Origin of the sequence: Kocuria sp. CNJ-770, from assembly GCF_001942375.1 — a bacterium.
GTDB classification, from domain to species: Bacteria; Actinomycetota; Actinomycetes; order Actinomycetales; family Micrococcaceae; genus Kocuria; species Kocuria oceani.
In genome coordinates, this window is sequence record NZ_MKJW01000090.1 from 24,239 (window position 1) to 46,065 (window position 21,827).

Consider the following 21,827-nt stretch of genomic DNA (forward strand, 5'->3'; position numbering starts at 1 on the left):
TCACCCGGTCCCGTCGGCGACCTCCTCGAGCACCTCCGTCACCACGGCCCGCGCCCGGGCCTCGGCCGTGGCGGCGTCCCCGGAGGCGACGGCGGCGGCCGTGGCCTCGTGGTCCTCGAGCGCCCCGGGAGCGGGGTCCCGGGGCATGAGCCCCAGCGCGGTGCGCCCGGAGAGCACCTCGGCCACCACCCCGCCCAGGGCGGCGAGCATGGGGTTGCCGCTGGCCGCCAGCAGCAGCTCGTGGTAGGCGATGTCGGTCGCCAGGTACTCCGGGTCCGTGCCGCGGTGGGCCTGGCCCAGCTCCTTGAGCCGGGCGGCCAGCTCCACGAGACGGCGGCGGGTGGACTCGTCCGCCCGCGCGGCGGCGAGCCGGGCCGCCATGGGTTCGATCGCCGCGCGCAGCTCGGTGAGGCTCAGCAGCTGGGCGTCCCGCCCGGGGCCGCCGAGCCGCCACCGGATCAGCCGGGGGTCGAACGGGTTCCAGTCCCGGGGCGGCCGCACGGTGACGCCCACGCGACGCCGCGACTCCAGCATGCCCATGGACTCGAGAACCCGCACGACCTCGCGCACGAGGGTGCGGGAGACCCCGAACTCCTCCTCGAGGCCGGCGAGTGTCAGGACCGTGCCGGGCACGCGGTCGCCCGAGGCGATGCTGCGGCCGAGCCGATCCAGCACGCCGCTGTGCTGCTCCACCCCGTGCATCCCGGCCCCGTCCCTCTCGCGGCGCACATGACGTGCCCGCTGTTGCCAAAAGTATGATCTTTCTGTCAGCCTAGCGCGTGTCGTGGATCACGACGAGCACCCGAAAGGCCTGCGCGCAGGCCCGAGATCACGGAGACCCTCAGTGGAAGACTGGACACAAACCCTCGGAACCGCCCCCCTGCTGGGCATCGCGGCCGCCGCCATCGCGCTGATCCTGATCCTGGTGATCAAGTTCAAGCTGCACGCGTTCCTGACCCTGATCCTCGTGGCGCTGCTGACCGCGCTCGCCACGGGCATCCCGCCGGCGCTGATCGTGGACACCGCCGTGGAGGCCTTCGGCGGCACGCTCGGCTCGGTGGCCCTGCTGATCGGCCTCGGCGCCATGCTCGGCAAGCTCGTGGAGCACAGCGGCGGCGCCAGGGTGCTCGCCGACAAGCTCGTGGACATCTTCGGCGAGAAGCGGGCCCCCTTCGGCCTCGGCATCGCCTCGCTGATCATGGGCTTCCCGATCTTCTTCGACGCCGGCCTGGTGGTCATGCTGCCCATCATCTTCGCCGTCGCCCGCCGCGTGAGCGGCACCAACGTGCTGCTCTACGGCATCCCCGCCGCCGGTGCGTTCTCGGTGATGCACGTCTTCGTGCCGCCGCACCCGGGCCCCGTGGCCGCCACCGAGCTCTACGGCGCCGACCTCGGCATGGTCCTGCTGATCGGCCTGCTGCTGGCCTTCCCGCTCTGGTACGTCACCGGCTACCTGTGGGGCAAGCGCGTGGGCTCCAAGTTCATCCTGCCCGTGCCGGGCCTGTTCGGCGAGATGGACGACGACCAGCCGGCCAACCCGCCCAAGGTCGGCACCATCATCGCCCTGCTCCTGCTGCCCCTGGTGCTCATCTTCATGAACACCGGCCTGGACTTCCTCCGCGCCGCCGGCACGGTCTCCGAGGACGCCCCGTGGTACGGCGCGCTCTCCATGGTCGGCGCCTCCCCGGTGGCCCTGCTGATCTCGGTCCTCGTGGCCCTGTTCGTCCTCGGCACCCGCCGCGGCGAGCACGGCACCGCCCTGGAGAAGGTCGTCGACTCGGCCCTGGGCCCGGTGGCCTCGGTCATCCTGATCACCGGCGCCGGCGGCATGTTCGGCGGCATCCTGCGGGCCTCCGGCATCGGCGACGCCCTGGCCTCCTCCCTGGACGGCATCGGTCTGCCGGTCATCTTCGCCGCCTACCTCATCGCCGTCGTCCTGCGCCTGGCCCAGGGCTCGGCCACCGTGGCGCTCGTCACCGCCGCAGGCCTCATGGCCCCGGCCGTGGCCGCGGGCGGCTTCAACGCCGTGGAGGTCGCGGCCGTCGTGCTGGCCACCGCCGCCGGGTCGGTCTTCGCCGGCCACGTCAACGACTCCGGCTTCTGGCTCGTAGGCCGGCTCATGGGCATGGACGTCAAGACCACGCTGCGCACGTGGACCGTCCAGCAGGCCCTGCAGTCCGTGGTGGGCTTCGCCATCGTGCTCGTCATCTTCTACATCGCCTGAGGTGGACATGAACAGCGTCTTCGACATCACCGGCCGGCTCGCCCTCGTCACCGGGTCCTCCCGGGGGCTGGGGCGGGCCCTGGCCGCGGGCCTCGCCGAGGCGGGCGCCCGCGTGGTCCTGCACGGGCGCGACGGCGAGGCCCTCGCCCGGGTGCGCGACGAGATCGCCGGCCGCACGGGCACGGCACCGGCCACGGCCGCCTTCGACCTCACCGACGCCGATGCGGTGCGGTCGGGGATCGAGGCGGTGGTGGCCGAGCACGGGGTGCCGGACATCCTGGTGAACAACGCCGGGATCCAGCGCCGCGCCCCGTTCGCCGAGTTCACCGCCCAGGACTGGGAGGACATCGTCGCGGCGAACCTCTCCAGCGCCTTCCACGTCTCCCGCGCCGTGGTCCCCGGGATGCAGGAGCGGGGCTCCGGCAAGATCGTCAACATCGCCTCGGTGCAGTCCGTGCTCGCCCGGCAGACCATCGCCCCGTACTCGGCCACCAAGGGCGGGGTGGTCATGCTGACCAAGGGGATGGCCGCCGACCTGGCCCGCTACAACATCCAGGTCAACGCGATCTCCCCCGGCTACTTCGCCACGGAGATGAACCAGGCCCTCATCGAGGACGAGGCGTTCAACGCGTGGGTGGTCGACCGCACCCCGGCCCAGCGCTGGGGGCGCGTCGAGGAGCTCGTGGGCACGCTGATCTACCTGTGCTCGGACGCCTCCAGCTTCGTGTCCGGGCACAACGTCCTGGTCGACGGCGGCATGACCTCCGTCGTCTGATCCGAAACCGCCACTCACCGATCCGGACGTCCCAGCTGATCCGGGCGTCCCAGGAAGAGAACACATGAGAGCCATCGTCATCCACGGCAAGCAGGACCTGCGCGTCGAGGAGCAGCCCATTCCGGAGCCGGCCGCGGGGCAGCTCCGGCTCCGGATCGCCTACGGCGGGGTGTGCGGGTCCGACCTGCACTACTGGGCCGAGGGCGCCAACGGGGAGTACGTGGTCCGGGAGCCGCTCGTGCCCGGCCACGAGGTCTCCGGGACGGTGGACCTCGACCCCGCGGGCCAGCTCGCGCCGGGCACCCCGGTGACGGTGCACCCGGCCACGTTCGGCACCCCCGAGCCGGGGATCGAGGACCGGCGCCACCTGTGGCCGGGCGGGGCCTACCTGGGCAGCGCCGCCACCCGGCCGCACACGCAGGGCGGGATGAGCGAATACCTGCTGGTGCGCCCGGACATGGTGCGGGTGCTCCCGGAGGGCCTCCCGCTGCGCCGGGCCGCGCTGGCCGAGCCGCTGGCCGTGGCGCTGCACGGGCTGACCGTGGCCGGGGACGTGGCCGGCCGGCGGGTGCTCGTCTCCGGGTCCGGGCCGATCGGGCTGCTCGCGGCGGCCGCGGCCCTGGCCCGCGGCGCGGCGGAGGTCGTGGCCACCGACGTCCTCGAGGGCCCGCTGGAGCGGGCCCGGGCCCTGGGTGTGCACGGCACGGTCCGGATCGGGGCGGACCCGCTCCCGGCCGAGGCCTTCGACGTGGTGCTGGAGTGCTCGGGAGTGCCCGCGGCCGTGAGCCCCGCGCTGGCGGCGGCGCGACGGGGGGCCGTGGTGGTCCAGGTGGGGATGGTGCCGAACGAGGCCCGGCCCGTGAACCTGGCCCCGCTGGTGTCCAAGGAACTCCAGCTGCGCGGCTCGTTCCGCTTCGACGACGAGATCGACGAGGCGATCGAGCTGCTCGCCGCCCACCCCGGGATCGAGGGCGTCGTCACGCACGAGATCCCGGCCGAGCGGGCCCTGGAGGCCTTCTCCGCGGCCCGGGACTCCGCGGCCTCCGGCAAGGTGCTCGTCTCCTTCGGCCAGCAGACCCGCTGATGACCGGGCCGCACGGAGATCCCACCGCCGGCACCGTGGTGCTCGGGGTGGACATCGGCACCACGAGCACCAAGACCGTGGCGTTCGCGGTGGGCGGCGAGCAGCTCGCCTCCGCCTCGGCGGGCTATCCGCTGGAGGAGCCGCACGGCGGCCACGCCGTGCAGGACCCGCAGCTGATCCTCCGCGCCGTCCTGGACACGGTGCGCGCCGTGGTCGAGGAGGTCGGGGCCGAGCGCGTGGCCGGACTGTCCTTCAGCTCCGCGATGCACGGCCTGCTCGGGCTCTCGCCCGAGGGGGAGCCCCTCACCCCGCTCGTCACCTGGGCCGACACCCGGGCCAGTGCGCAGGCGGAGCGGCTGCGCGCCGCCGTGGGCGGACTCGCGCTGCACCGGCGCACGGGCACCCCCGTGCACCCGATGTCACCGCTGGCCAAGCTCGTGTGGTTCCACGAGCAGGAGCCCAAGCTGTGCGAGCGGGTCGCCTTCTGGGCCGGCATCAAGGAGTTCGTGCTGCTGCGGCTGTGCAACGCCCTCGTGGTGGACCACTCGGTGGCCTCCGCCACGGGGCTGATGAACATCCACGAACTGACCTGGGACGACGAGGCCCTGGCCCTGGCCGGGATCCTGCCCGAGCAGCTGCCGGAGCTGGTGCCCACCACCACCGTCCTGCCCGGGCTCACGGAGGCGACCGCCCGGGCCACCGGCCTGCCCGAGAGCACGCCGGTGGTGGTCGGCGCCAGCGACGGGCCCCTCGCGAACCTGGGGCTGGGGGCGGTGCGGCCCGGGGTGGCCGCCTGCTCGATCGGCACGAGCGGCGCGCTGCGCGTCGTCGTCGACCGTCCTGTGGTGGACCCGCTGGGCCGGGTGTTCTGCTACGCCCTGACCCCCGGCCGCTGGGTGGTGGGCGGGGCCATCAACAACGGGGGCGTGGTCCTGGGCTGGGCGGGCGACGCGCTCGCCCCGGACCTCGGTGAGGACTCCCAGGAGGCCCTGTGCGCGCTGGCCGAGAGCGTCCCCGCCGGCTCCGGCGGGCTGCTCATGCTGCCCTATCTGCTGAGCGAGCGCGCCCCGCACTGGAGCTCCCTGCCCCGGGGCGCCTACGTGGGGCTCACGCGCGCGCACGGACGGGCGCACCTGGTGCGCGCGGCCCTGGAGGGGGTGTGCCAGCAGCTGGGCCTGGTCCTGCAGTCGATGCGCTCGGCAGGCCTGGGGGTGGAGCAGATCCGGGCGACGGGCGGGTTCGCGCGCAGCCCCCTGTGGCGGCAGATGCTCGCCGACGTGCTGGGCACGGACATCTCCTTCGCGTCCGGGCACGAGGGCTCCGGGTTCGGCGCGGCGCTGCTCGGGATGCAGGCGCTGGGGCTCATCGAGTCGATCGACGTGGCCGCGGACCTCGTCGAGGTGGACTCCACCCTGCGCCCCGACCCGGCCGACGCCGCGGTCTACGCCTCCCTGCAGCCGGTCTTCGAGCAGCTGTACGAGGCGCTCGTCCCCACCTTCACGTCCTTGCGGCGCCTGGCCCCCGCCCTGCCGCTGGAGCGGGACTGACCGCCGCCCCGGCCCGAGTATGCCTTCGGGGGCATATTCAGCGCCGGGGCCGGCGGGGCGGGCCACAGGTGCTGGCCAGCGCGGCGACAGCTCTGCATGATGGAGTCGTGACAGCACCGCGGCGGACTCGCGGCGGTGACCGCTCTCGGAAGGAGACGTCATGGTGAACTTCAAGGGGCTCACGGCGAAGGCCAAGCAGCTCGCGCAGCGCAACCCGGACAAGGTGAACAAGGTCCTGGACCAGGCCGGGAACTTCGTGGACAAGCGCACCGGACGGAAGTACGAGCGGCACGTGGACTCGGTCCAGCAGAAGGCCCGGGACTACCTCGGCGGACACCGGGGCGCCGGGGGGACCGCGCCGGACGACCGGTCCCCGGGCGCCGGGCCGGGCGGAACGGACCGGCCCGGCGGGACGGACCGGCCCGGCGGCACGGACCGGCCCGGTGAGGGTCCGGGGGGAGTCCGCCCGGACCGCGACCCCCGCGGCTGAGCGGTCGGCACCGCCGCAGCACGTGCCTGATCAGGCCCCCGGCCGGGGGCCTGATCAGGCACGAACGACGGCCCCGGTCCGCCGGGAGAGGCGGGCCGGGGCCGTGGGACCACCCGCGCAGGGGACGCCGATGGTCCGGGAGAACGCGGGGGGATGTTCTCATGACGTTACGTTACACATTCGTTATCGATCGCACCAGCGGGCGCCCCCGGCCGATCCGGGGCCGGGCCGGTCAGCCGGCGAGGAAGTCCAGCAGCGCCTCGTTCACCTCGAGAGCGTGCGTCCAAAGCATGCCGTGCGGGGCGCCCTCGATCTCGACGTAGCGCGCCTCCGGCAGCGCCTTGGTGAACTGCCGGCCGGTGGCGTCGATCGGCAGGATGTTGTCCGCGGTGCCGTGCACGATCAGGACCGGGACGTCGATCCGGGGGATGTCGGCGCGGAAGTCGGTGAGCCAGGTCGGCTGCGCGGCCACGGAGGCCACGGCGCCCGAGCGGAACGCGATGTTCTTGCTGGCGTCCACGATCTCCTGGCTGAGCCGGTCCGTGCCGAGGAAGGTGTCGGCGTTGTAGAAGTTGCCGAAGAACTCGGTGAAGAACGCGTACCGGTCCGCGGTCACGGCGGCGGCGAGGCCGTCGAAGACCTCCTGCGGCACGCCGGTGGGGTTGTCGTCCGTCTGCAGCAGGTAGGGCTCCAGCGAGCCGAGGAAGACCGCCTTGGCCACCCGGGCGGAACCGTAGGTGCCGAGGTAGCGCGCCACCTCGCCGGTGCCCATCGAGAAGCCCACGAGGACGGCGTCCTGCAGGTCGAGGTGGGTCAGCACGGCGTTCAGGTCCGCGGCGAAGGTGTCGTAGTCGTAGCCGGTGGTGGGCTTGCTGGAGCTGCCGAAGCCGCGCCGGTCGTAGGTGATCACGCGGTGGCCGGCCTCGAGCAGGGCCACGGTCTGCTTCTCCCAGGACGACCCGTCCAGCGGATAGCCGTGGATCAGCACCACGGGCTGCCCGCTGCCGTGGTCCTCGTAGTACAGCTCGATGTCGGTGCTGTTCTCGGTGCCGACGCTGATGTACCCCATGGAGGTTCTTCCTCTCGGTCGTTCGCACTGCGCGTGAGAACGGTCGTTCTCACCGGTCCGAGTCTAGGGAACGACCGTCCTCGAGCGCAGGCACCGGGCGTGGGAGGACGGGGCCCGCGCGCGGTCCAGGACCGCGTCGTCGTGCTCGTCGAGGCGGCTCAGGACACCAGGGACGCGTAGACGACGTAGTTGTCGTCGAACTCACCGGTGGCCGGGTCGTAGCCGTCACAGGTGATCAGCCGCAGCTCGGCGTCCGCCGTGTTGCCGTAGACCTCCAGGGTGGGGAAGTCGTCCTTGCCGTACTGCTCCCCGCGGTCGACGGCGAAGACCGCGGTGCTCCCGTCCTCCCGGGCGACCTCGATCCGGTCCCCGGGAGCGAGCTGCCGCAGGTCCGCGAAGACCCCGGGGCCGCCGCCGGTGGCGTTGACGTGGCCCAGCAGCACGGCCGGGCCGCGCTCGCCGGGGGTGGGGGAGCCGGTGTACCAGCTCGCCGGGGACCCGGGGCCCTCGGGCGGGACCTCCAGGGACCCGTCCTCCCGCAGACCCAGGTGCAGCAGCTCGGAGCGGGTGCCCGTGGACGGCACGGTCAGGGAGACGGGCTCGGAGGCGTCGAGGACCGCGGGGCGGTCCTCGGGGGCGGCGGTCGGCGTCGCGCGTGCGGCCGGCGGTGTTCCCGTGGACGACGGCGCCGCCGTGGACGACGACGTGGGGGAGGGCGTGCCGGTGGCGCTGCTCGAGGCCGCCGGGGACGTGCTGCCGGAGGCGGCCGGGGGGCCGTCACCGGATCCGGCGGCGCAGCCGGTGGCGAGCAGGACGGCGGCCGCCGCGGAGGCCAGCAGGCCCCCGCGGCGACCGGTGGTCGATCCCGTCATGACAGGAACCGTCCCGCGGGATCAGGCCCGGGCAGCGCGCCGGCGCAGCGCCCAGGCGCCGCCGGCCACGGCCGCCAGGAGGCCGCCGCCCAGCGCCGCGGTCTCGGCGCCGGAGCCGGTCTCCTGGGTCACGCCGGTGTCGGCGCCGCCCTCGGGCATCGCGCCCATCTGGGAGGCGGTCAGCGTGCCGCAGGCCGCCGGGAGGGTGGCGGCCAGGGGCAGCTCCTCGTTCAGCGAGCTCATCTTCTCGGCGGCGGCGGCCGGCATCTTGGCCGGGTCCACACCGTGGACGACGACGACCGCGGTGCCGTTCTGCAGGGACTCGGCGGTGGCCGCGTCCAGCTCGAAGGTCCGCTCGTAGGTGTAGGCGGACCCGCCGGGGAAGCGCTCCACGGCCAGGGCCGAGTCGGCGCTGGTGTCGCCCTCGGTGGTCAGGGACGTGCCGATCATCCCGTAGAACGGGTGACCCTCCGGGGTGGAGACCACGCCGTCGCCGTCGGTGTCCGCGGTGGGGGGCGGGCACACGCCCTGGGCGGCGATGTGGATGTGCTGGGCGTGCGGGAACGGCCCGTCCATGAAGGTCTCGGCCGCACCGGTGACGTTCATCGTGACGGTGGCCTCGGTGCCGTGGACGTCGACCATGACGTCGCCGGTGGTGCCGGAGTTGTTCAGGGTGTTCAGGGTCGCCTGGGAGGACCACGTGTCCTCCGCGTGGGCGGAGGCGGGGGCGGCGGCAAGGGTGAGGGCGCCGAGGGCCAGGGTGGGGACTGCGAGGAACGTGGACTTGCGCATCAGTTTCTCCTGTGTCGTACCGGGGGTCGTGCCGTGTGCGCACATTCGGTGTGTGCACAGGGGGTTCGGCGCCGGGGCGGCCCCGGATGGGTGCCGCCGCAAAGTTTTTTTCGGCCCCCTGGATCGGCGCCCCGGAACCGGGTGCCGGACCGGGGTCCTGGACCGGCCCCGGAACCGTCCGGACGCGCCGCGGACCCATCCGCGAGGCGTCCGGTGACGAACACCTGGCATGGAAGGACAGCGTGTGTCGACAGTGCGGCACCGGTCGGATGTGGCAGTCTGCGGTACAGGACTGTCCTCGCCCGGGTGGCGGGCGAGGCGTTGCCCCCCGAGTGAACAGCGAGATCGCGTGAGTGAAGGATCGACCGGCCGCGGCTGCGGCGCGGGGACCCAGTCCCGTTCCTCCAGCGGGACCGACGACCTGGCCGACCTGCTGCGGCGCAGCGCCGCCGGGGACGAGGCCGCCTTCGCCCAGCTGTACGACGCCACGTGCACGAAGCTGTTCGGGCTCGTGGTGCGGCTGACCCGCTCCCCGGAGCTGGCCGCCGAGGTGGTCCAGGAGGTCTACCTGATGGCCTGGCAGCAGGCGGAGCGCTTCGATCCGCGGCGCGGCACCGTGCTGGCCTGGCTGTGCACCATGGCCCACCGGCGCGCGGTGGACCGGATCCGGCAGAGCCAGCGGGAACGCGTCCGGGACGAGCAGTACGAGCTCCGCCAGGCGGGCCCGCCCTCCGACGAGACCTGGGGCGAGGTCGAGCAGTCCTTGGACACCGAGGAGGTCCGCACGGGGCTGGGATCCCTGAGCGAGCTCCAGCGCGAGGCCGTCTGCCTGGTGTACTACCGGGGCTACAGCCACCGACAGGTCGCCGAGCACCTGGCCGTCCCACTGGGCACGGCGAAAGCACGGATCAGGGACGGGCTCAACAATCTACGCTCAGCATTGGGGGTGCAGCGGTGAACGACATGCAGGGGGACGACCGGTCCGACGACGTCCACGGGGACGCGGCACTCTACGCCGTGGACGCCCTCGAGCCCGAGGAGCGTGCCGCGTTCGAGGACCACCTCCGGGGCTGCGCGGCGTGCCGCGCCGAGGTGGACTCGTTCGGAGAGGTCGGCGCTGCCCTGGCCTCGGCGGTGGCCCAGGAGCCGCCGCCGGCCCTGCGCGCGAACGTCCTCGCCGCCATCCACGGGACCCGGTCCGGGGCACCCGCCGGGACGCCGGCCACGTCGGACCCCGGGCCGCCGAGCCGCCGAGCGCTGCCTCCTCCGGGAGCTCGGCGGGCCCGGGGTCCGGCGCGGACGTCGTCTCCCTGGCGGAGCGCCGGCGGCAGCGGCGGCAGCGGCTGGCCGTCGCGGCGGCGGCCGCGGTGCTCCTGCCGGGTGCCGCCCTGGGCGGCTGGGCGATCGGGACGCAGACGGAGCAGCGCGAGCAGCAGCAGCTCGCCGCGCAGGAACAGGACCGGCAGGCCCGCCTGCTGGCCGCCGCGGACGTGGCGACCCACCGGCTGGAGGTCGACGGGAGCGCCGCCACCCTCGTGGTCTCCGAGCAGGAGGACGCGGCCATGCTCGTGGCTGCCGACCTCCCGGACCCGGAGGAGGGGCGCGAGTACCAGCTGTGGCTGATGCAGGACGGCTCCCCGGTGCCGGACGCGCACTTCGGCGGCGGGCAGGTGCAGGTGTGGCTGAAGGGGGACGTCGACCGTGCCGGCGCGGTGGCCATGACGGTCGAGCCCGCCGGCGGCTCCGAGACGCCCACCACGCCGGTGCTGGCCGCCGTGGAGGTCTGACCGGGCACGGAGGAGGGGACCGGGCATGAGGCGGCTGTTCGCCGTGACCCGTGCGGCCGCGGCCGTGGCAATGGTCGCGGCCGTGCTCGGACAGTTCCGGGTCAGCCTGCAGTTCTGGGTCGACCGCGGTGACCGCCACATCGCGGTGGACGTGGCGAACTTCTTCAGCTACTTCACGATCCAGAGCAGCCTGCTGCTCGCCGTGGTCCTTGCCGTCGGGGCGGGACTGCTGCTGCGCGGTCCCGGCGCCGAGCCGGGAGCGTTCAGCGCCCTGCGCGCGGCGGCCACCACGTACACGGTCGTCACGGGGCTGGTCTACAACGTGCTGCTGCGCGGCATCCCGCTCCCGGCCGGCCTGGAGCAGCAGTGGTCCAACGAGGTCCTGCACCTCATCGCGCCCGTCTACGTGCTCCTGGACTGGCTGCTCGCGCCCGGTCGGCGCCCGGTGCGGTGGCGGGTCGTCGGCTGGACGGCCGTCTACCCGGTGCTGTGGGTGGTCTACACCCTCGTGCGGGCGCCCCGGGTGCTCGACGAGGCCACCGGCGCGCCCTACTGGTATCCCTATCCGTTCCTCGACCCCTACGCCACCGCCGGCGGGTACTCCGCCGTGGCGGTCTGGGTCGCGGTGCTCGCCGGGCTGGTCACGGTCGTCGCCGGCGGCGTCGTCGCAATCTCGCGGCGAGGTCGTGCCCCCGCCCGCCCCCTGCCATCATGAGGCCATGACCGACGCAGACCTTCCCGCGGACGCGGTGCGCGCCGGTGTGTGGGCCACGCTCGGCGACGCCCGCACCACGCTCGCGCTCGAGCGCGCCGGCTTCGACTGGGTCGGCGTCGACGCCCAGCACGGACACTTCGACGACGCCGCCCTCCGCGGCCTCTTCGCCCTGCGGCACGAGGCGGCGGCGCCGGTGCTGGTCCGGGTCGCCGCGAACGACCCCACGGCGATCGGCCGGGCCCTCGACGCCGGGGCGGACGGCGTGATCGTCCCCCTGGTCCAGAGCGCCGGGCAGGCCGAGGCTGCCGTGGCCGCGGCGCACTACCCGCCACGGGGCGCCCGCAGCTGGGGTCCCCTGCCCGGGAGCCGGGACTCCACCGGGGGCGCGGCGTCGATGCCGCGCCCCCGGTGTTCGGTGATGGTCGAGACCGCCCCGGCAGTGGCCGCGGTCGAGGAGATCGCGGCCACCCCGGACCTGGACATGGTCTTCGTGGGGCCCTTCGACCTCTCCCTCGCGCTGGGCCGGGACGTCGACGACCTGCTCGCGGACACGGCGGAGGACGCGCCCCTGCCGGTGATCGTGCGCGCGTGCCGGGCGGCCGGTGTGCTGCCGGGGGCGTTCGCGGGGTCCCCGGAGCGGGCGGCCGCGCTGCGCGCGCAGGGCTTCTCCTGGATCGCGGTGACGACCGACTCGGGTGTCCTGCACCTGGGCAGCGCGGCGGCGCGCGCCGGGCTGACGCCCCCGGCATGAGCTCCCGGTCGGCCGGACGGCGGTCCCACCCCCTGCGGTGGGTGCTGTCCCGTGCGCTGGTCCGCAGCTGGCTGCACTCGTTCCGGACCAGCCGCAGCGCGCTGTACTTCCGGGCGCGCAACCGCTTCGTGGGGACGCCCGTGCGGGGGGACGCCCCCGTCGTCGTCAGCCTCACCTCCTACGGGAGCCGGATCCGCACGGTGCACCTGGCCGTCGAGTCGATGGCGCACGGGACGGTCCGCCCGCGGCGGCTGATCCTGTGGCTGGAGGACCCCGCCGTGGTGGCCGATCCCCCCGCGCCGCTGGCCCGGCTGGTGCGCCGCGGCCTCGAGATCCGCGCCACCGAGGACTGGGGCCCGCACAAGAAGTACTACCCCTACGTGCGGTCCGAGGCCCGGCACGAGCTGCCCCTGGTGATCGCCGACGACGACGTCCTCTACGGCGGGACGTGGCTGGAGGAGCTGCTCGCCGTCCACGAGCGGCACCCCGGCGACGTGGTGGCGCACCGGGCGCACCGCATGCGCGTGCAGGCGGGACGGATCCAGCCCTACGCCACCTGGGTGCCCGGCGCCCCCGCGGGAGCCTCGCTGCTGACCTTCGCCACGGGCACCTCCGGTGTGCTCTACCCGCCGCGCCTGCTCGACGCCCTGCGCGAGGCCGGGAGCGGGTTCACGGCGTGCGCGCCCCGGGCCGACGACGTGTGGCTGCACGCCGTCGCCCTGCGCCAGGGCGTGGGCACCCGGCCGGTTCACGACGGCCGGACCACGTACCGGCCCATTCCCCGGCTCGTCATCCGAGGTCTCAAGACGGCCAATGTGCTCCGCGGAGGCAACGACATGCAGATCGAGGCGACGTATTCGCCCTCGGACGTGGAAGAGTTGGAGCGTGCACGGGCGGCCGAGGGCCCCTGAGCACTCGGACGGGCGGTTCCCCCCAGCTTCCCGTCCCTCCGGCCGTCCCCCACGGCCACCGACTGCGCTCCCATCCCCCCAGGAGTATCCATGCCGAACGACCCCCACCGACCGGACCCGCTGGACTGCAGCTCCGCAGGGACCGCCTCCCGAGCAGCACAGCACGCGATCTTCTTCGACTCGCCGGCCGAGCTGGCGGCCTACACGCGGCACGACCGCCTGACGGCCACCGGGCCCCTCCTGCTCGCCCGCCGCGGCGGCTACCACCCCGACGGCCCGTGGCCGTGCTCCGCTCTCGAGTCGGCCCAGAACGTCCTGGCCACCCGGCCGCGGACGATGATCGAGATCGATCTGCGCAGCACCGTGGACGGCCGGTGCGTCGTCCTGCACGAGCCCGTCATGGGGCACGGGAGCACCGGCGTCGGGCCGGTGAGCGAGCAGTCCGCCGACTACGTGCTGAGCCAGCACCTGGTGGACAACTACGGCGAGGTCACCCGCTGCCCCGTGCGGGAGGCCGGCGAGTTCCTCACCTGGGCCGTGCTGGCCGGGGCGGTCCTGTGGCTGGAGGTGCACCACGTGGCGCCCGAGGTCGTCGTCGAGCTCGTCCGCACCCACCGTGCCGAGAGCCAGGTGGTGGTGGGGGTGCAGGGGCTGACGCAGCTGGCCGTCTACCGCCGGATCGCCCCGGACCTCGTCTACTTCGTGCCCACCCACCCGGACGGGCTCGCCACGGTCGAGGACGTGCGGCGCGAGGTGCCCGACATCGGGCGGGTCATCGGCTTCGCCGGCCACTACGTCCCGGACATGGAGACGAGCCTGCGGATGCGCGGCTGGGACGTGCCGATGCGCCTGGAGCTGCACCGCTACGACGAGAACCTGCCCGCCGACGCCCTGGACCCGCACTACTACCGCCGCGCGGTGGAGACGGGCTTCGGCATCCTCTCCACCTGCCACTACCGCGAGGCGTCCGACCTCCTCGGCCTGCCGGGGTGGGCGCCGACGTCCGGGAGCCGGCACGGCCGGGGGCTGAGCCGGCACTGAGGTCCGCGCCCGGAGCCGGGCCGGGCACCGCGGACGCCGGGGGCTCCCGGCCGGGCGGGGCCCAGGAGCTCGCGCCGGGCACGAGGGAAACGCCCCGTCACGGCGGCGCCGGGCGCCCCGGGATCGGGACGCCCGGCGTCGGGGGCTCGGGTCTCAGTCGTCGCCGGGGGCGTCCTCCGGCGCGTCGCCCTCGGCCTGGGAGGGCTTGTTGCCGGCCGGGTCGACGGCCGACTCCACGTCCTGGTCCTCGGGAACGTCCCCCTCGGCCTGGGACGGCTTGTTCTCGGCGGGGTCCGGGGTCTGCGTCATGACGGTCCTTCTTCCTCAGCAGGGTGATGGTCCGGTGCCACGCTACGCCCGCGCCAGGAGCGCCCACAAGGGGAGCGGGCCGCTACGCCGCCCGGCCCGCGACGACCGCGGCGAACAGCGAGGCCGGGACGAGCCCGGCCCGGTGGGCGCGCTCGACCGCGGCGAACCCGTCGGGGGTCTGCTCGTAGGGGAAGTGGATGAGGTCGGCGGCGAGCTCCCAGTGGTCGATCATCCCGCCGGCGTAGAGCTGGCAGATCGCCCAGGGGGTGTCCGCGGAGAAGCTCGGCTCGTCGGGCAGCACGTACTCGTCGGCGGGGACGCGCCAGGCCTCGAGGTCGTCCAGGGCCGCCTCGAGCTCCTCGAGGGTGTCGTAGTGCCCCGAGCGGTCGGGGTCCACGGTCCCGTTCGGGTTGGCGAGCTCGACGTCGTAGCCGCCCTCCGCCGCGGCGAAGACGGACGTGGGCCCGGGCTCGCCGCCCACCCCGGCGTCCAGCGGCAGCTGGGACGGCAGCCACTCCCAGCCGTCGCCGAGCTGGTCCATCTCCAGGTCCCGGTAGGCCACCCAGCCGCGGGCGACCAGCAGCTCGTGGGCGTCGTCGTCCCACGTGCCCTGCGGGGCGCCGTCGATCTCGACGCCGCGGGCGCCGGCCGCGGCGTGGAACTCCCGCCGCTGCTGCTTCTTCTTGGCGGCGGCCTTCTTGCGGGCCTTGCTCTTGGGCACGGAACTCTCCTGGCGGTCGGGGACCGGCGACGGTCCTGCGGGGGCGTGCTCCCATGATGGCCCACCCGGCCCGGACCGTGCGCGGGCGTTCCACGCGTCCCCGCCCGCCGCTAGTCTGGCCGGGACCGCCCCGTTCCCGACCGCGAAGGACATCCCATGACGATCCCCCGCACCGCCCCCTCGACGAACGGCCCCGTGCGCTACGCGGTGGTCGGGCTCGGCCAGATCTCCCAGCAGGCGTTCCTGCCCGCCATCGCCCGGACCGGCAACTCCGTGCTGGCCGCCCTGGTCACCGGCACCCCGCAGAAGGCCCAGGAGCTCGCGGCCGAGTACGGCGTGCCCGCGTACTCCTACGAGGACTACCCGGCGCTGCTGGCCTCCGGTGACGTGGACGCCGTGTACGTGGCCACGCCCGTGTTCCGGCACCGGGAGTTCGCGGAGCCGGCCCTCGAGGCCGGCATCCACGTGCTGGTCGAGAAGCCGATGGAGACCTCCGTGGAGGACTGCCGGGCGATGATCGACGCCGCCGCGCGCGGCGGGGCCCGGCTCATGGTCGCCTACCGGCTGCACCACGAGCCGGGCACCCTGGAGCTGATCACCCGGGTCCGGGACGAGGCCCTGGTGGGCGAGCCCCGCCTGTTCACCGCGGTGTTCGCCCAGGACATCGACGAGGCCAACCACCGCGGCCACTCCGGGTTCTGGGGCGGGCCGATCCCGGACATGGGCAGCTATCCGCTCAACGCGGTGCGCAACCTGTTCGCGGCCGAACCGGTCGAGGTGCACGCGATGGGCGTGCGGACACCGGGCCGGGGCTTCGACTTCGACGACACCGTGACGGTGACCCTGCGCTTCCCGGGGAGCGGCTGGCGCAGTTCACGATCAGCTACGCCACCGAGGCCACCGAGCAGTTCACCGTGGTGGGCACCGGCGGTGCGCTGGCGGCCCAGCCGTGCTTCGGCTTCGGTCCCGAGGTGGGCATCAGCTACACCGTGACCCGCGACGGCCGGACCGAGACCCGCACCCACGACCCGGTGGAGCAGTTCGCGGGCCAGACCGACTACTTCTCGGCGTGCATCCTGACCGGCGCCGCGCCCGAGGCCGACGGGGAGGAGGGGCTGCTGGACATCCGCGTGCACGAGGCGGTGCTCGCCTCCCTCGAGACGGGCCGGCCGGTGCGCCTGGAGCCGGCGGACCGGGCCGTGCGCCCCTCCGCGGACCAGGTGCGCACCCTGCCGCCCGTGGCGGAGCCCGACGACGACGAGCTCGTGGCCCAGCTGCCGCAGAACGGCTGAGGGCCCCGTGACGCAGGAACGGGGCAGCCCGGGACCGGTGCGCGAGGGCCGGGTGGTGGGCGTGCAGGTCTGTTTCGGGGGACCGCCCCGACCGTAGACTCCGAGGACCATCCGACGCCCCAGGGAGGCTCACCCGCCATGAAGCACTACCTGCTCAGCATCGAACAGCCCGACGGCGGGCCGGCGGCCCCCGAGGTCCTCGAGCCCGTGATGCGCGACGTCGCCGCGTTCAACGAGGAGCTGCGGGCCGCGGGGGCGTGGGTCTTCGCCGGGGGCCTGGACCGCGCGGAGGCCTCCGTCGTCGTGCGCTTCCACGGCGCGGACGTGGTCACGACCGACGGCCCGTACGAGCGCGAGGACGAGCACGCGGGCGGAATCTGCATCGTGGCCGCTCCCGACTACGACGCCGCCATCGAGTGGGGCCGGAAGCTGGCGCGGGCGACCACCCTGCCGGTCGAGGTGCGGGAGTTCCAGGGGGCGCCGGAGGAGCACCTCCCGGGCTGAGGGGCCGGGCGGGTCAGCGGCCGATCCGGCGGGCCTGCTCCTCCCACGCGGCGTGGGCGTCCCGGGAGCCCGTGGGCCGGTGGATCTCCCGCAGCGCCCGCAGCGCGGCGTTGCGCTCCCGGGCCAGGGAGTCCGCGGCGCCTGCGCGGCGGCGTCCGCCCGGGCCTGCGCCCGGGCGGCGGAGATCGCACCCATGATCGCCTCCACGGCCTCGGACCCGCCCGCCAGGTAGGCGGCCCGGACGTCGGGATCGGGGTGGAGGAGGTACCGGTCGTCGCGCTGCCCCAGGCGGGTGTCGAACTCGTCCTCGGTCAGGTCCGAGATCACGGCGGCCACCCGGTCCAGCCGGGCCTCGACCTCCTGGTGCAGAGGTGTCCGTCCGGCCGCGTCCCGGACCGACCACAGCGCCCGGCCGTGCAGCCGGAGACGGGCCACGTCCCAGTCCGCCCGGGGCACCTCGGCCAGCCGGGCGGCGACGAAGGCCGTGTCCGCGGTCCGCTGCTGGGGCGGCAGGAGCCCGAGCTGCCGGTGCATCCAGGCCGCCCGCATGTCCTCGGTCCCGGCTCGGCGGGCGGTCTCCAGCGTCCGGTGCCGCGCTCGCCGCCGGCCGGCCGCGCCCGGGCGCAGGGCCCGAAGGGTGGTGCGCAGCAGCAGCACGACGACCAGCAGGCCGGCGAGGACCAGCGCGGTGACGGCAATGACCCGCAGGTCGGCCAGGACGGACGACACGACGGACACGACGGTGGCCCCGGTGACCAGCAGTGCGACGCCGGAGCCGTCGCTGTTCCCGGTGCTGTTCATGGCGGATCCTCCCGCATCCCGCATCCCGCAACCGCTTGACCCCGCAGTGTAGTCGCTTCCACCGGCAGCGGGCTGGGGAGCAGCCCGGCGGGACCCGCGACCGGTCCGCCGGGGGCCTCGATAGGGTGGACGGCATGAGGTCCTGGGTGCTGTCCGTGTCCGCCGCCGTCCTCCTGCTCGCCTCCGGGTGTGCGGGCGGGAACGCCGAGCGCGAGGCCCTGCTGCGCGAGCACGGGCTGGAGGGCGCGAGCACCGAGGAGGTCGTGGAGCGGCTCGACCGCACCCACGAGGACCGGGCGGCGGGACTGGCGGGCTCCGTCACCTACGACGAGGTGGTCCTGACCGACGGCGGGTCGGAGGCCGTGCTGCCCATGCCGGAGGACCGGTTCTACCTCGCGGTCGCCCCGTGGACCACCACCACTCACGAGTGCTTCCACCACAGCCTCTCCGGCTGCCAGGGCGAGCTCGTGGGCGAGGAGTTCGACGTGCGGGTGACCGACGACGCCGGCCGGGTGCTCCTCGACCGGACGCTCACCAGCTACGAGAACGGGTTCGTGGGCCTGTGGCTGCCCAAGGACATCACCGGCACCCTCGAGATCAGCTCGGCCGCCGGGACGGCGACCCAGCAGGTCAGCACCTCCGCCGACGACCCGACCTGCCTCACCACGCTGCGCCTGGCCTGATCCCGGCCCCGGGGGCCGTGGGCCCCCGGGAGCGAGGCCCGCGCCCACCGCCCGGCCCGTCCGCGGGCACCGGTGGCGTCCGCGGACGGGCCGGGCGGGCACGCTCAGGAGGAGATGACCTTCGGCACGCCCAGGGCCTTGAGGCCCTCCACGCCGAACTCCAGGCCGAACCCGGAGCTCTTGATCCCGCCGAAGGGCATCCGGGGGTCCACGGTGCCGTGCTTGTTGATCCAGACGGTGCCCGCCTGGAGCCGGGCGGCGACCTCCCGTGCCCGGTCCGGGTCCGAGCCCCACACCGAGGCCCCGAGGCCGACGTCGAGGCGGTTGGCCATGCGCACGGCCTCGTCGACCGAGGAGTACTTCACGATCGGCAGGGCCGGACCGAACTGCTCCTCGGTCACCAGGGGGTTGTCGTCGTCGACGTCGGCCACGAGCGTGGTGGGGTAGAAGTACCCCGGCTGCTCCGCGGCCGGCTCGCCGCCGATCAGCACCCGGCCGCCCCCGGCCCGCGCCTGCTCGACGAGGTCCGCGACGATCTCGAACTGCGCCCTGTTCTGCAGCGGGCCGAGGACGTTGCGCTCGTCCCGCCCCTGGCCCATCGGCATGGCCGCCGCGACCCGGGTGAGGGCCTCGCACACGGCGTCGTGGACGTCCTCGTGGACGTAGAGGCGCTTGAGCGCGGCACAGGTCTGGCCCGTGTTGATGAACGCGCCCCAGAACAGGCCCTCGGCGATGGCCTCGGGGTCCGCGTCCGGGAGCACGATCCCGGCGTCGTTGCCGCCCAGCTCCAGGGTGAGCCGGGTCAGGGAGTCGGCGGCCGAGCGCATGATGGCCTTGCCCGTGGCGGTCGAGCCGGTGAACATCAGCTTGTCCACGCCCGGGTGCTTCGACAGCGCCTCGCCGACCTCCCGGCCCCCCGCCACCACGGTCAGCACGCCCTCGGGCAGCACCTGGTTGAGCACGTGGGCGAGCCCGAGCACGGACAGCGGGGTGTACTCGGATGGCTTGGCCACCACGGTGTTGCCCATCCGCAGGGCCGGGGCGAGCTGCCAGACCGAGATCATCATCGGCCAGTTCCAAGGGCTGATGGCCCCCACGACGCCGATGGGCTCGTAGCTGAGCACGGCACGGCCGGACTCGTCGTCGAAGAGCGTCTCGGGCTCCAGCGGCAGCGCCGCCGTCGCGCGCAGCCAGGCCACCGCGCCGCCGACCTCGAACAGGGCGTTCGGCCCGTTCTGCACGGGCTTGCCCTGCTCGCGCGAGAGCAGCTCCGCGAGCGCGGCGGCGTTCGCCTCGACGGCGTCGGCGGCCCGGAGCAGCAGCGCCGAGCGCTCGGAGTCCGGGACGGCGGCCCACTCGGGCTGCTTCCGGCGGGCCCGGGCCAGGGCGTCGTCCAGGTCCTCGACCGTGGACTCCGGGGACCGGCCGACCAGCTCCCCGGTGGCCGGGTCGAAGATCTCCCGGCCCTGCGGGTCGGTGACGGCCGCCAGCAGCTCGTCGAGACCGAGGACGGTCGGGGTGTCGGTCGTGGCAGCGGGAGTGGTGGTCACGGTGGCTCCTTCGGGAGGACGGATGCGGTGCTGCCCCCATGGTGACCCGGGACACAGCCGGACGGCTTGACCGTGCGAGCACGGCTGTTGACCCACAGCGCGGATTCCCGCGCTGTGGGTCAAGGGCCGTGCGCGCCGGGACAACTCCCCTCGACGTGCCCGGGATCACACTGGGGCCATGCGCAACGAGACCGCCAAGACCTACGTCGTCGTGGGCGCCGGCACCGCCGGCAGCATCCTGACCCGCCGCCTCCTGGACGCCGGCCACGAGGTGATCCTCCTCGAGGCCGGGGGCACGGACCTCAACCCGGCCATCCACCAGGTGTCCCGCCTGGGCGAGCTGTGGCACTCGCCGGAGGACTGGGACTACTTCACCGTGCCCCAGCGGCACGCGGACGGCCGGGTGATCCACTGGCCGCGCGGACGCGTGCTCGGCGGCTCCCACGCCCTCAACGCCACGATCTGGGTGCGCGGCGCCGCCCAGGACTACGACGCCTGGGTGGCGGACGGGTGCCCGGGATGGGGGTGGGAGGACGTGCTGCCCTGGTTCCGGGCGCTCGAGACCTACGTCCCGCCCGCCGGGGCGGTCCCCGGCGACAGTCGCGGCACCGACGGGCCGGTGCCCGTGGTGCAGGACTACCCGCTCAACCCGGTGTTCGCCTCGATCATCGAGGCGGCCGAGCAGGTGGGGGTGCCGTACAACGCGGACTACAACGGCGGCACGCTCGACGGGGTCTCCCAGCAGCAGATCAACGTCCGGGACGGGCGGCGGTTCAACACGTGGATGGCCTACGTCAAGCCGGTGGAGGATCACCCGCGGCTGAGCCTGCGCACCGGAGTGCTCCTGCAGCGGGTGCTCGTCGAGGACGGGCGCGCGGTCGGCGTGGCGGTGGTGCCCTTCACCGACCCGGACGGCGCGCCCGAGGAGATCCGCGCCGACGAGGTGGTCCTGTGCGCGGGGGCGCTCGACTCGCCGAAGATCCTCCTGCGCTCGGGCATCGGCCCCGCCGCCCACCTCACCGACGTCGGGGTCCCCGTGGTCCACGACCTGCCCGGGGTCGGGTCGAACCTGCACGACCACCTGCTGGCCCCGGTCATCGCCGAGGCCACGGCCCGGACGATCGAGCACCCCGCGTCCGACTGGTCGGTCACCCAGACGCACCTGTTCTGGCGCTCCCGCCCGGACCTGGACGCGCCCGACACCCAGCCCATCCACTTCTCCGTCCCGATGTACGACGAGGGCATGGAGGGGCCGACGAACGCGTTCACGCTGCACGCGGGGCTCGTCCGCCCCCGGTCCCGTGGCACCGTGCGCCTCACCGGGCCGGGCGTGGCCGACCCCGTGGCGCTCGACCCGAACATCTTCGAGGACCCGCGCGACCGCGAGGCCCTGCTCGCCTCCCTGCGCCAGGCCCGGGAGATGGTGCGCACCCGCCCCCTCGCGCAGGACTGGGGCGCCGAGGAGCTGTACCCCGGCCCGGAGGTGCGCACCGAGGAGGAGGAGATCGCCTACCTCCACCGGTTCGTGACCACCTACCACCACCAGGTCGGCACCTGCCGGATGGGCACCGGCCCGGACGCGGTGGTCTCCCCGGAGGACCTGAGCGTGCACGGCGTCGACGGCCTGCGGGTGGTGGACGCCTCCGTGATGCCGCGGGTGCCCAGCGGCAACACCAACGCGCCCACGGCGATGATCGCCGAGCGCGCCGCGTCCCTCATCACCGGCGGCAGCACCACCCTCGCCGCCGCAGCGGCCGCAGCGGCCGCCGCGGGCGCCGAGGGCTGACGCCTCTCCGCCGGACGGAAGGCCCGCCGCGCAGCTGCGCGGCGGGCCTTCCGCGTCCCCCGAAGTGCGGGCGGTCTCGGGGCGACATGCCCCGCGGCCTGCGGAGTTAGCGAGCGTACACTT

At 74.4% G+C, this 21,827-nt stretch carries 24 protein-coding genes and 1 pseudogene; 18 read left to right on the forward strand and 7 right to left on the reverse strand.

What is annotated here, in order from left to right:
• Positions 1–702 (reverse strand): FadR/GntR family transcriptional regulator, encoded by a 702-nt coding sequence (locus tag BJF77_RS08880; protein ID WP_047803806.1) that lies wholly within the window; start codon positions 700–702, stop codon positions 1–3.
• 142 nt (positions 703–844) lie between these two features.
• Between BJF77_RS08880 and BJF77_RS08885 the strand changes: the two genes are divergently transcribed.
• From BJF77_RS08885 to BJF77_RS08905, 5 genes are all read left to right on the forward strand, one after another.
• Complete coding sequence (locus BJF77_RS08885; RefSeq protein WP_047803805.1) at positions 845–2,224, forward strand: GntP family permease; 1,380 nt, start codon at positions 845–847, stop codon at positions 2,222–2,224.
• A 7-nt stretch (positions 2,225–2,231) separates the two neighbouring features.
• Positions 2,232–2,999, forward strand: coding sequence for a glucose 1-dehydrogenase (locus BJF77_RS08890; protein WP_075871919.1), 768 nt, complete (start codon positions 2,232–2,234; stop codon positions 2,997–2,999).
• A gap of 64 nt (positions 3,000–3,063) precedes the next feature.
• The gene (locus tag BJF77_RS08895) at positions 3,064–4,083 is read left to right on the forward strand and encodes an L-idonate 5-dehydrogenase (protein ID WP_075871920.1); all 1,020 of its coding nucleotides are present in this window, start codon (positions 3,064–3,066) and stop codon (positions 4,081–4,083) included.
• Complete coding sequence (locus tag BJF77_RS08900) at positions 4,083–5,630, forward strand: gluconokinase (RefSeq protein ID WP_075871921.1); 1,548 nt, start codon at positions 4,083–4,085, stop codon at positions 5,628–5,630. The genes BJF77_RS08895 and BJF77_RS08900 overlap by 1 nt, the downstream gene beginning before the upstream one ends.
• Before the next feature lie 160 nt (positions 5,631–5,790).
• Entirely contained in the window at positions 5,791–6,120 is a 330-nt protein-coding gene (locus tag BJF77_RS08905; protein WP_075871922.1) for an antitoxin, read from the forward strand.
• Positions 6,121–6,352: 232 nt separating this feature from the next.
• Here BJF77_RS08905 and BJF77_RS08910 read toward each other — a convergent pair whose 3' ends face one another.
• From BJF77_RS08910 to BJF77_RS08920, 3 genes are all read right to left on the reverse strand, one after another.
• Positions 6,353–7,189 carry an alpha/beta fold hydrolase gene (locus BJF77_RS08910; protein ID WP_075871923.1) on the reverse strand — a complete coding sequence of 279 codons (837 nt, stop codon included), beginning with the start codon at positions 7,187–7,189 and terminating at the stop codon, positions 6,353–6,355.
• Between the two features lie 158 nt (positions 7,190–7,347).
• Complete coding sequence (locus tag BJF77_RS08915; RefSeq protein ID WP_075871924.1) at positions 7,348–8,061, reverse strand: class F sortase; 714 nt, start codon at positions 8,059–8,061, stop codon at positions 7,348–7,350.
• Positions 8,062–8,082: 21 nt separating this feature from the next.
• Positions 8,083–8,853, reverse strand: coding sequence for a hypothetical protein (locus BJF77_RS08920; protein WP_047803799.1), 771 nt, complete (start codon positions 8,851–8,853; stop codon positions 8,083–8,085).
• A gap of 349 nt (positions 8,854–9,202) precedes the next feature.
• Between BJF77_RS08920 and sigK the strand changes: the two genes are divergently transcribed.
• The 7 genes and pseudogenes from sigK to BJF77_RS08955 all read left to right on the forward strand — a co-directional run bounded on the left by sigK (position 9,203) and on the right by BJF77_RS08955 (position 14,058).
• Positions 9,203–9,811, forward strand: a complete 609-nt coding sequence (gene sigK, locus BJF77_RS08925) for an ECF RNA polymerase sigma factor SigK (RefSeq protein WP_075871925.1) — start codon at positions 9,203–9,205, stop codon at positions 9,809–9,811.
• A gap of 5 nt (positions 9,812–9,816) precedes the next feature.
• Positions 9,817–9,927 (forward strand): annotated as a pseudogene (locus BJF77_RS22590) (zf-HC2 domain-containing protein); the annotation flags it as partial.
• Positions 9,928–9,932: 5 nt separating this feature from the next.
• A complete protein-coding gene (locus BJF77_RS08935; RefSeq protein WP_075871926.1) occupies positions 9,933–10,640 on the forward strand; it encodes an anti-sigma factor in 708 nt (235 codons plus the stop codon).
• Between the two features lie 25 nt (positions 10,641–10,665).
• Complete coding sequence (locus BJF77_RS08940) at positions 10,666–11,355, forward strand: Pr6Pr family membrane protein (RefSeq protein WP_075871927.1); 690 nt, start codon at positions 10,666–10,668, stop codon at positions 11,353–11,355.
• 4 nt (positions 11,356–11,359) lie between these two features.
• Positions 11,360–12,106, forward strand: coding sequence for an HpcH/HpaI aldolase/citrate lyase family protein (locus tag BJF77_RS08945; RefSeq protein ID WP_075871928.1), 747 nt, complete (start codon positions 11,360–11,362; stop codon positions 12,104–12,106).
• Positions 12,103–13,017, forward strand: coding sequence for a hypothetical protein (locus BJF77_RS08950; RefSeq protein WP_083665045.1), 915 nt, complete (start codon positions 12,103–12,105; stop codon positions 13,015–13,017). The genes BJF77_RS08945 and BJF77_RS08950 overlap by 4 nt, the downstream gene beginning before the upstream one ends.
• Positions 13,018–13,107: 90 nt before the next feature.
• On the forward strand, positions 13,108–14,058 hold the full coding sequence (locus BJF77_RS08955; protein ID WP_075871929.1) for a hypothetical protein: 951 nt from the start codon (positions 13,108–13,110) through the stop codon (positions 14,056–14,058).
• A 153-nt stretch (positions 14,059–14,211) separates the two neighbouring features.
• On the opposite strand, the gene BJF77_RS20525 is transcribed toward BJF77_RS08955, so the two are convergent.
• The gene (locus BJF77_RS20525; protein WP_158041216.1) at positions 14,212–14,367 is read right to left on the reverse strand and encodes a hypothetical protein; all 156 of its coding nucleotides are present in this window, start codon (positions 14,365–14,367) and stop codon (positions 14,212–14,214) included.
• Positions 14,368–14,449: 82 nt separating this feature from the next.
• Positions 14,450–15,088: a hypothetical protein gene (locus tag BJF77_RS08960; RefSeq protein WP_075871930.1), complete on the reverse strand. Its 639-nt coding sequence runs from the start codon at positions 15,086–15,088 to the stop codon at positions 14,450–14,452.
• Between the two features lie 156 nt (positions 15,089–15,244).
• Between BJF77_RS08960 and BJF77_RS08965 the strand changes: the two genes are divergently transcribed.
• From BJF77_RS08965 to BJF77_RS22320, 5 genes are all read left to right on the forward strand, one after another.
• Positions 15,245–16,081, forward strand: a complete 837-nt coding sequence (locus tag BJF77_RS08965; RefSeq protein WP_255396194.1) for a Gfo/Idh/MocA family protein — start codon at positions 15,245–15,247, stop codon at positions 16,079–16,081.
• A complete protein-coding gene (locus BJF77_RS21595; protein WP_255396195.1) occupies positions 16,078–16,380 on the forward strand; it encodes a hypothetical protein in 303 nt (100 codons plus the stop codon). Before BJF77_RS08965 ends, BJF77_RS21595 begins: the two co-directional genes overlap by 4 nt.
• 138 nt (positions 16,381–16,518) lie before the next feature.
• Complete coding sequence (locus BJF77_RS08970; RefSeq protein WP_047803793.1) at positions 16,519–16,884, forward strand: YciI family protein; 366 nt, start codon at positions 16,519–16,521, stop codon at positions 16,882–16,884.
• Positions 16,885–17,139: 255 nt separating this feature from the next.
• Positions 17,140–17,724, forward strand: a complete 585-nt coding sequence (locus BJF77_RS08975; protein WP_139318494.1) for a hypothetical protein — start codon at positions 17,140–17,142, stop codon at positions 17,722–17,724.
• 95 nt (positions 17,725–17,819) lie between these two features.
• Entirely contained in the window at positions 17,820–18,368 is a 549-nt protein-coding gene (locus BJF77_RS22320) for a CueP family metal-binding protein (protein ID WP_075871932.1), read from the forward strand.
• Between the two features lie 104 nt (positions 18,369–18,472).
• Here BJF77_RS22320 and BJF77_RS08985 read toward each other — a convergent pair whose 3' ends face one another.
• A complete protein-coding gene (locus BJF77_RS08985) occupies positions 18,473–19,918 on the reverse strand; it encodes an aldehyde dehydrogenase family protein (RefSeq protein WP_075871933.1) in 1,446 nt (481 codons plus the stop codon).
• 178 nt (positions 19,919–20,096) lie between these two features.
• On the opposite strand from BJF77_RS08985, the gene BJF77_RS08990 reads away from it, so the two are divergent.
• Complete coding sequence (locus BJF77_RS08990; RefSeq protein WP_075871934.1) at positions 20,097–21,704, forward strand: GMC family oxidoreductase; 1,608 nt, start codon at positions 20,097–20,099, stop codon at positions 21,702–21,704.
• Positions 21,705–21,827: the final 123 nt, after the last annotated feature.

Coding starts and splice junctions, on each gene's coding strand:
- BJF77_RS08880 (WP_047803806.1), bottom strand. CDS start 702: ATGCACGGGGTGGAGCAGCACAGCGGCGTGCTGGATCGGCTCGGCCGC.
- BJF77_RS08890 (WP_075871919.1), top strand. CDS start 2,232: ATGAACAGCGTCTTCGACATCACCGGCCGGCTCGCCCTCGTCACCGGG.
- BJF77_RS08895 (WP_075871920.1), top strand. CDS start 3,064: ATGAGAGCCATCGTCATCCACGGCAAGCAGGACCTGCGCGTCGAGGAG.
- BJF77_RS08900 (WP_075871921.1), top strand. CDS start 4,083: ATGACCGGGCCGCACGGAGATCCCACCGCCGGCACCGTGGTGCTCGGG.
- BJF77_RS08905 (WP_075871922.1), top strand. CDS start 5,791: ATGGTGAACTTCAAGGGGCTCACGGCGAAGGCCAAGCAGCTCGCGCAG.
- BJF77_RS08910 (WP_075871923.1), bottom strand. CDS start 7,189: ATGGGGTACATCAGCGTCGGCACCGAGAACAGCACCGACATCGAGCTG.
- BJF77_RS08915 (WP_075871924.1), bottom strand. CDS start 8,061: ATGACGGGATCGACCACCGGTCGCCGCGGGGGCCTGCTGGCCTCCGCG.
- BJF77_RS08920 (WP_047803799.1), bottom strand. CDS start 8,853: ATGCGCAAGTCCACGTTCCTCGCAGTCCCCACCCTGGCCCTCGGCGCC.
- BJF77_RS08940 (WP_075871927.1), top strand. CDS start 10,666: ATGAGGCGGCTGTTCGCCGTGACCCGTGCGGCCGCGGCCGTGGCAATG.
- BJF77_RS08945 (WP_075871928.1), top strand. CDS start 11,360: ATGACCGACGCAGACCTTCCCGCGGACGCGGTGCGCGCCGGTGTGTGG.
- BJF77_RS08950 (WP_083665045.1), top strand. CDS start 12,103: ATGAGCTCCCGGTCGGCCGGACGGCGGTCCCACCCCCTGCGGTGGGTG.
- BJF77_RS08955 (WP_075871929.1), top strand. CDS start 13,108: ATGCCGAACGACCCCCACCGACCGGACCCGCTGGACTGCAGCTCCGCA.
- BJF77_RS20525 (WP_158041216.1), bottom strand. CDS start 14,367: ATGACGCAGACCCCGGACCCCGCCGAGAACAAGCCGTCCCAGGCCGAG.
- BJF77_RS08965 (WP_255396194.1), top strand. CDS start 15,245: ATGACGATCCCCCGCACCGCCCCCTCGACGAACGGCCCCGTGCGCTAC.
- BJF77_RS08970 (WP_047803793.1), top strand. CDS start 16,519: ATGAAGCACTACCTGCTCAGCATCGAACAGCCCGACGGCGGGCCGGCG.
- BJF77_RS22320 (WP_075871932.1), top strand. CDS start 17,820: ATGAGGTCCTGGGTGCTGTCCGTGTCCGCCGCCGTCCTCCTGCTCGCC.
- BJF77_RS08990 (WP_075871934.1), top strand. CDS start 20,097: ATGCGCAACGAGACCGCCAAGACCTACGTCGTCGTGGGCGCCGGCACC.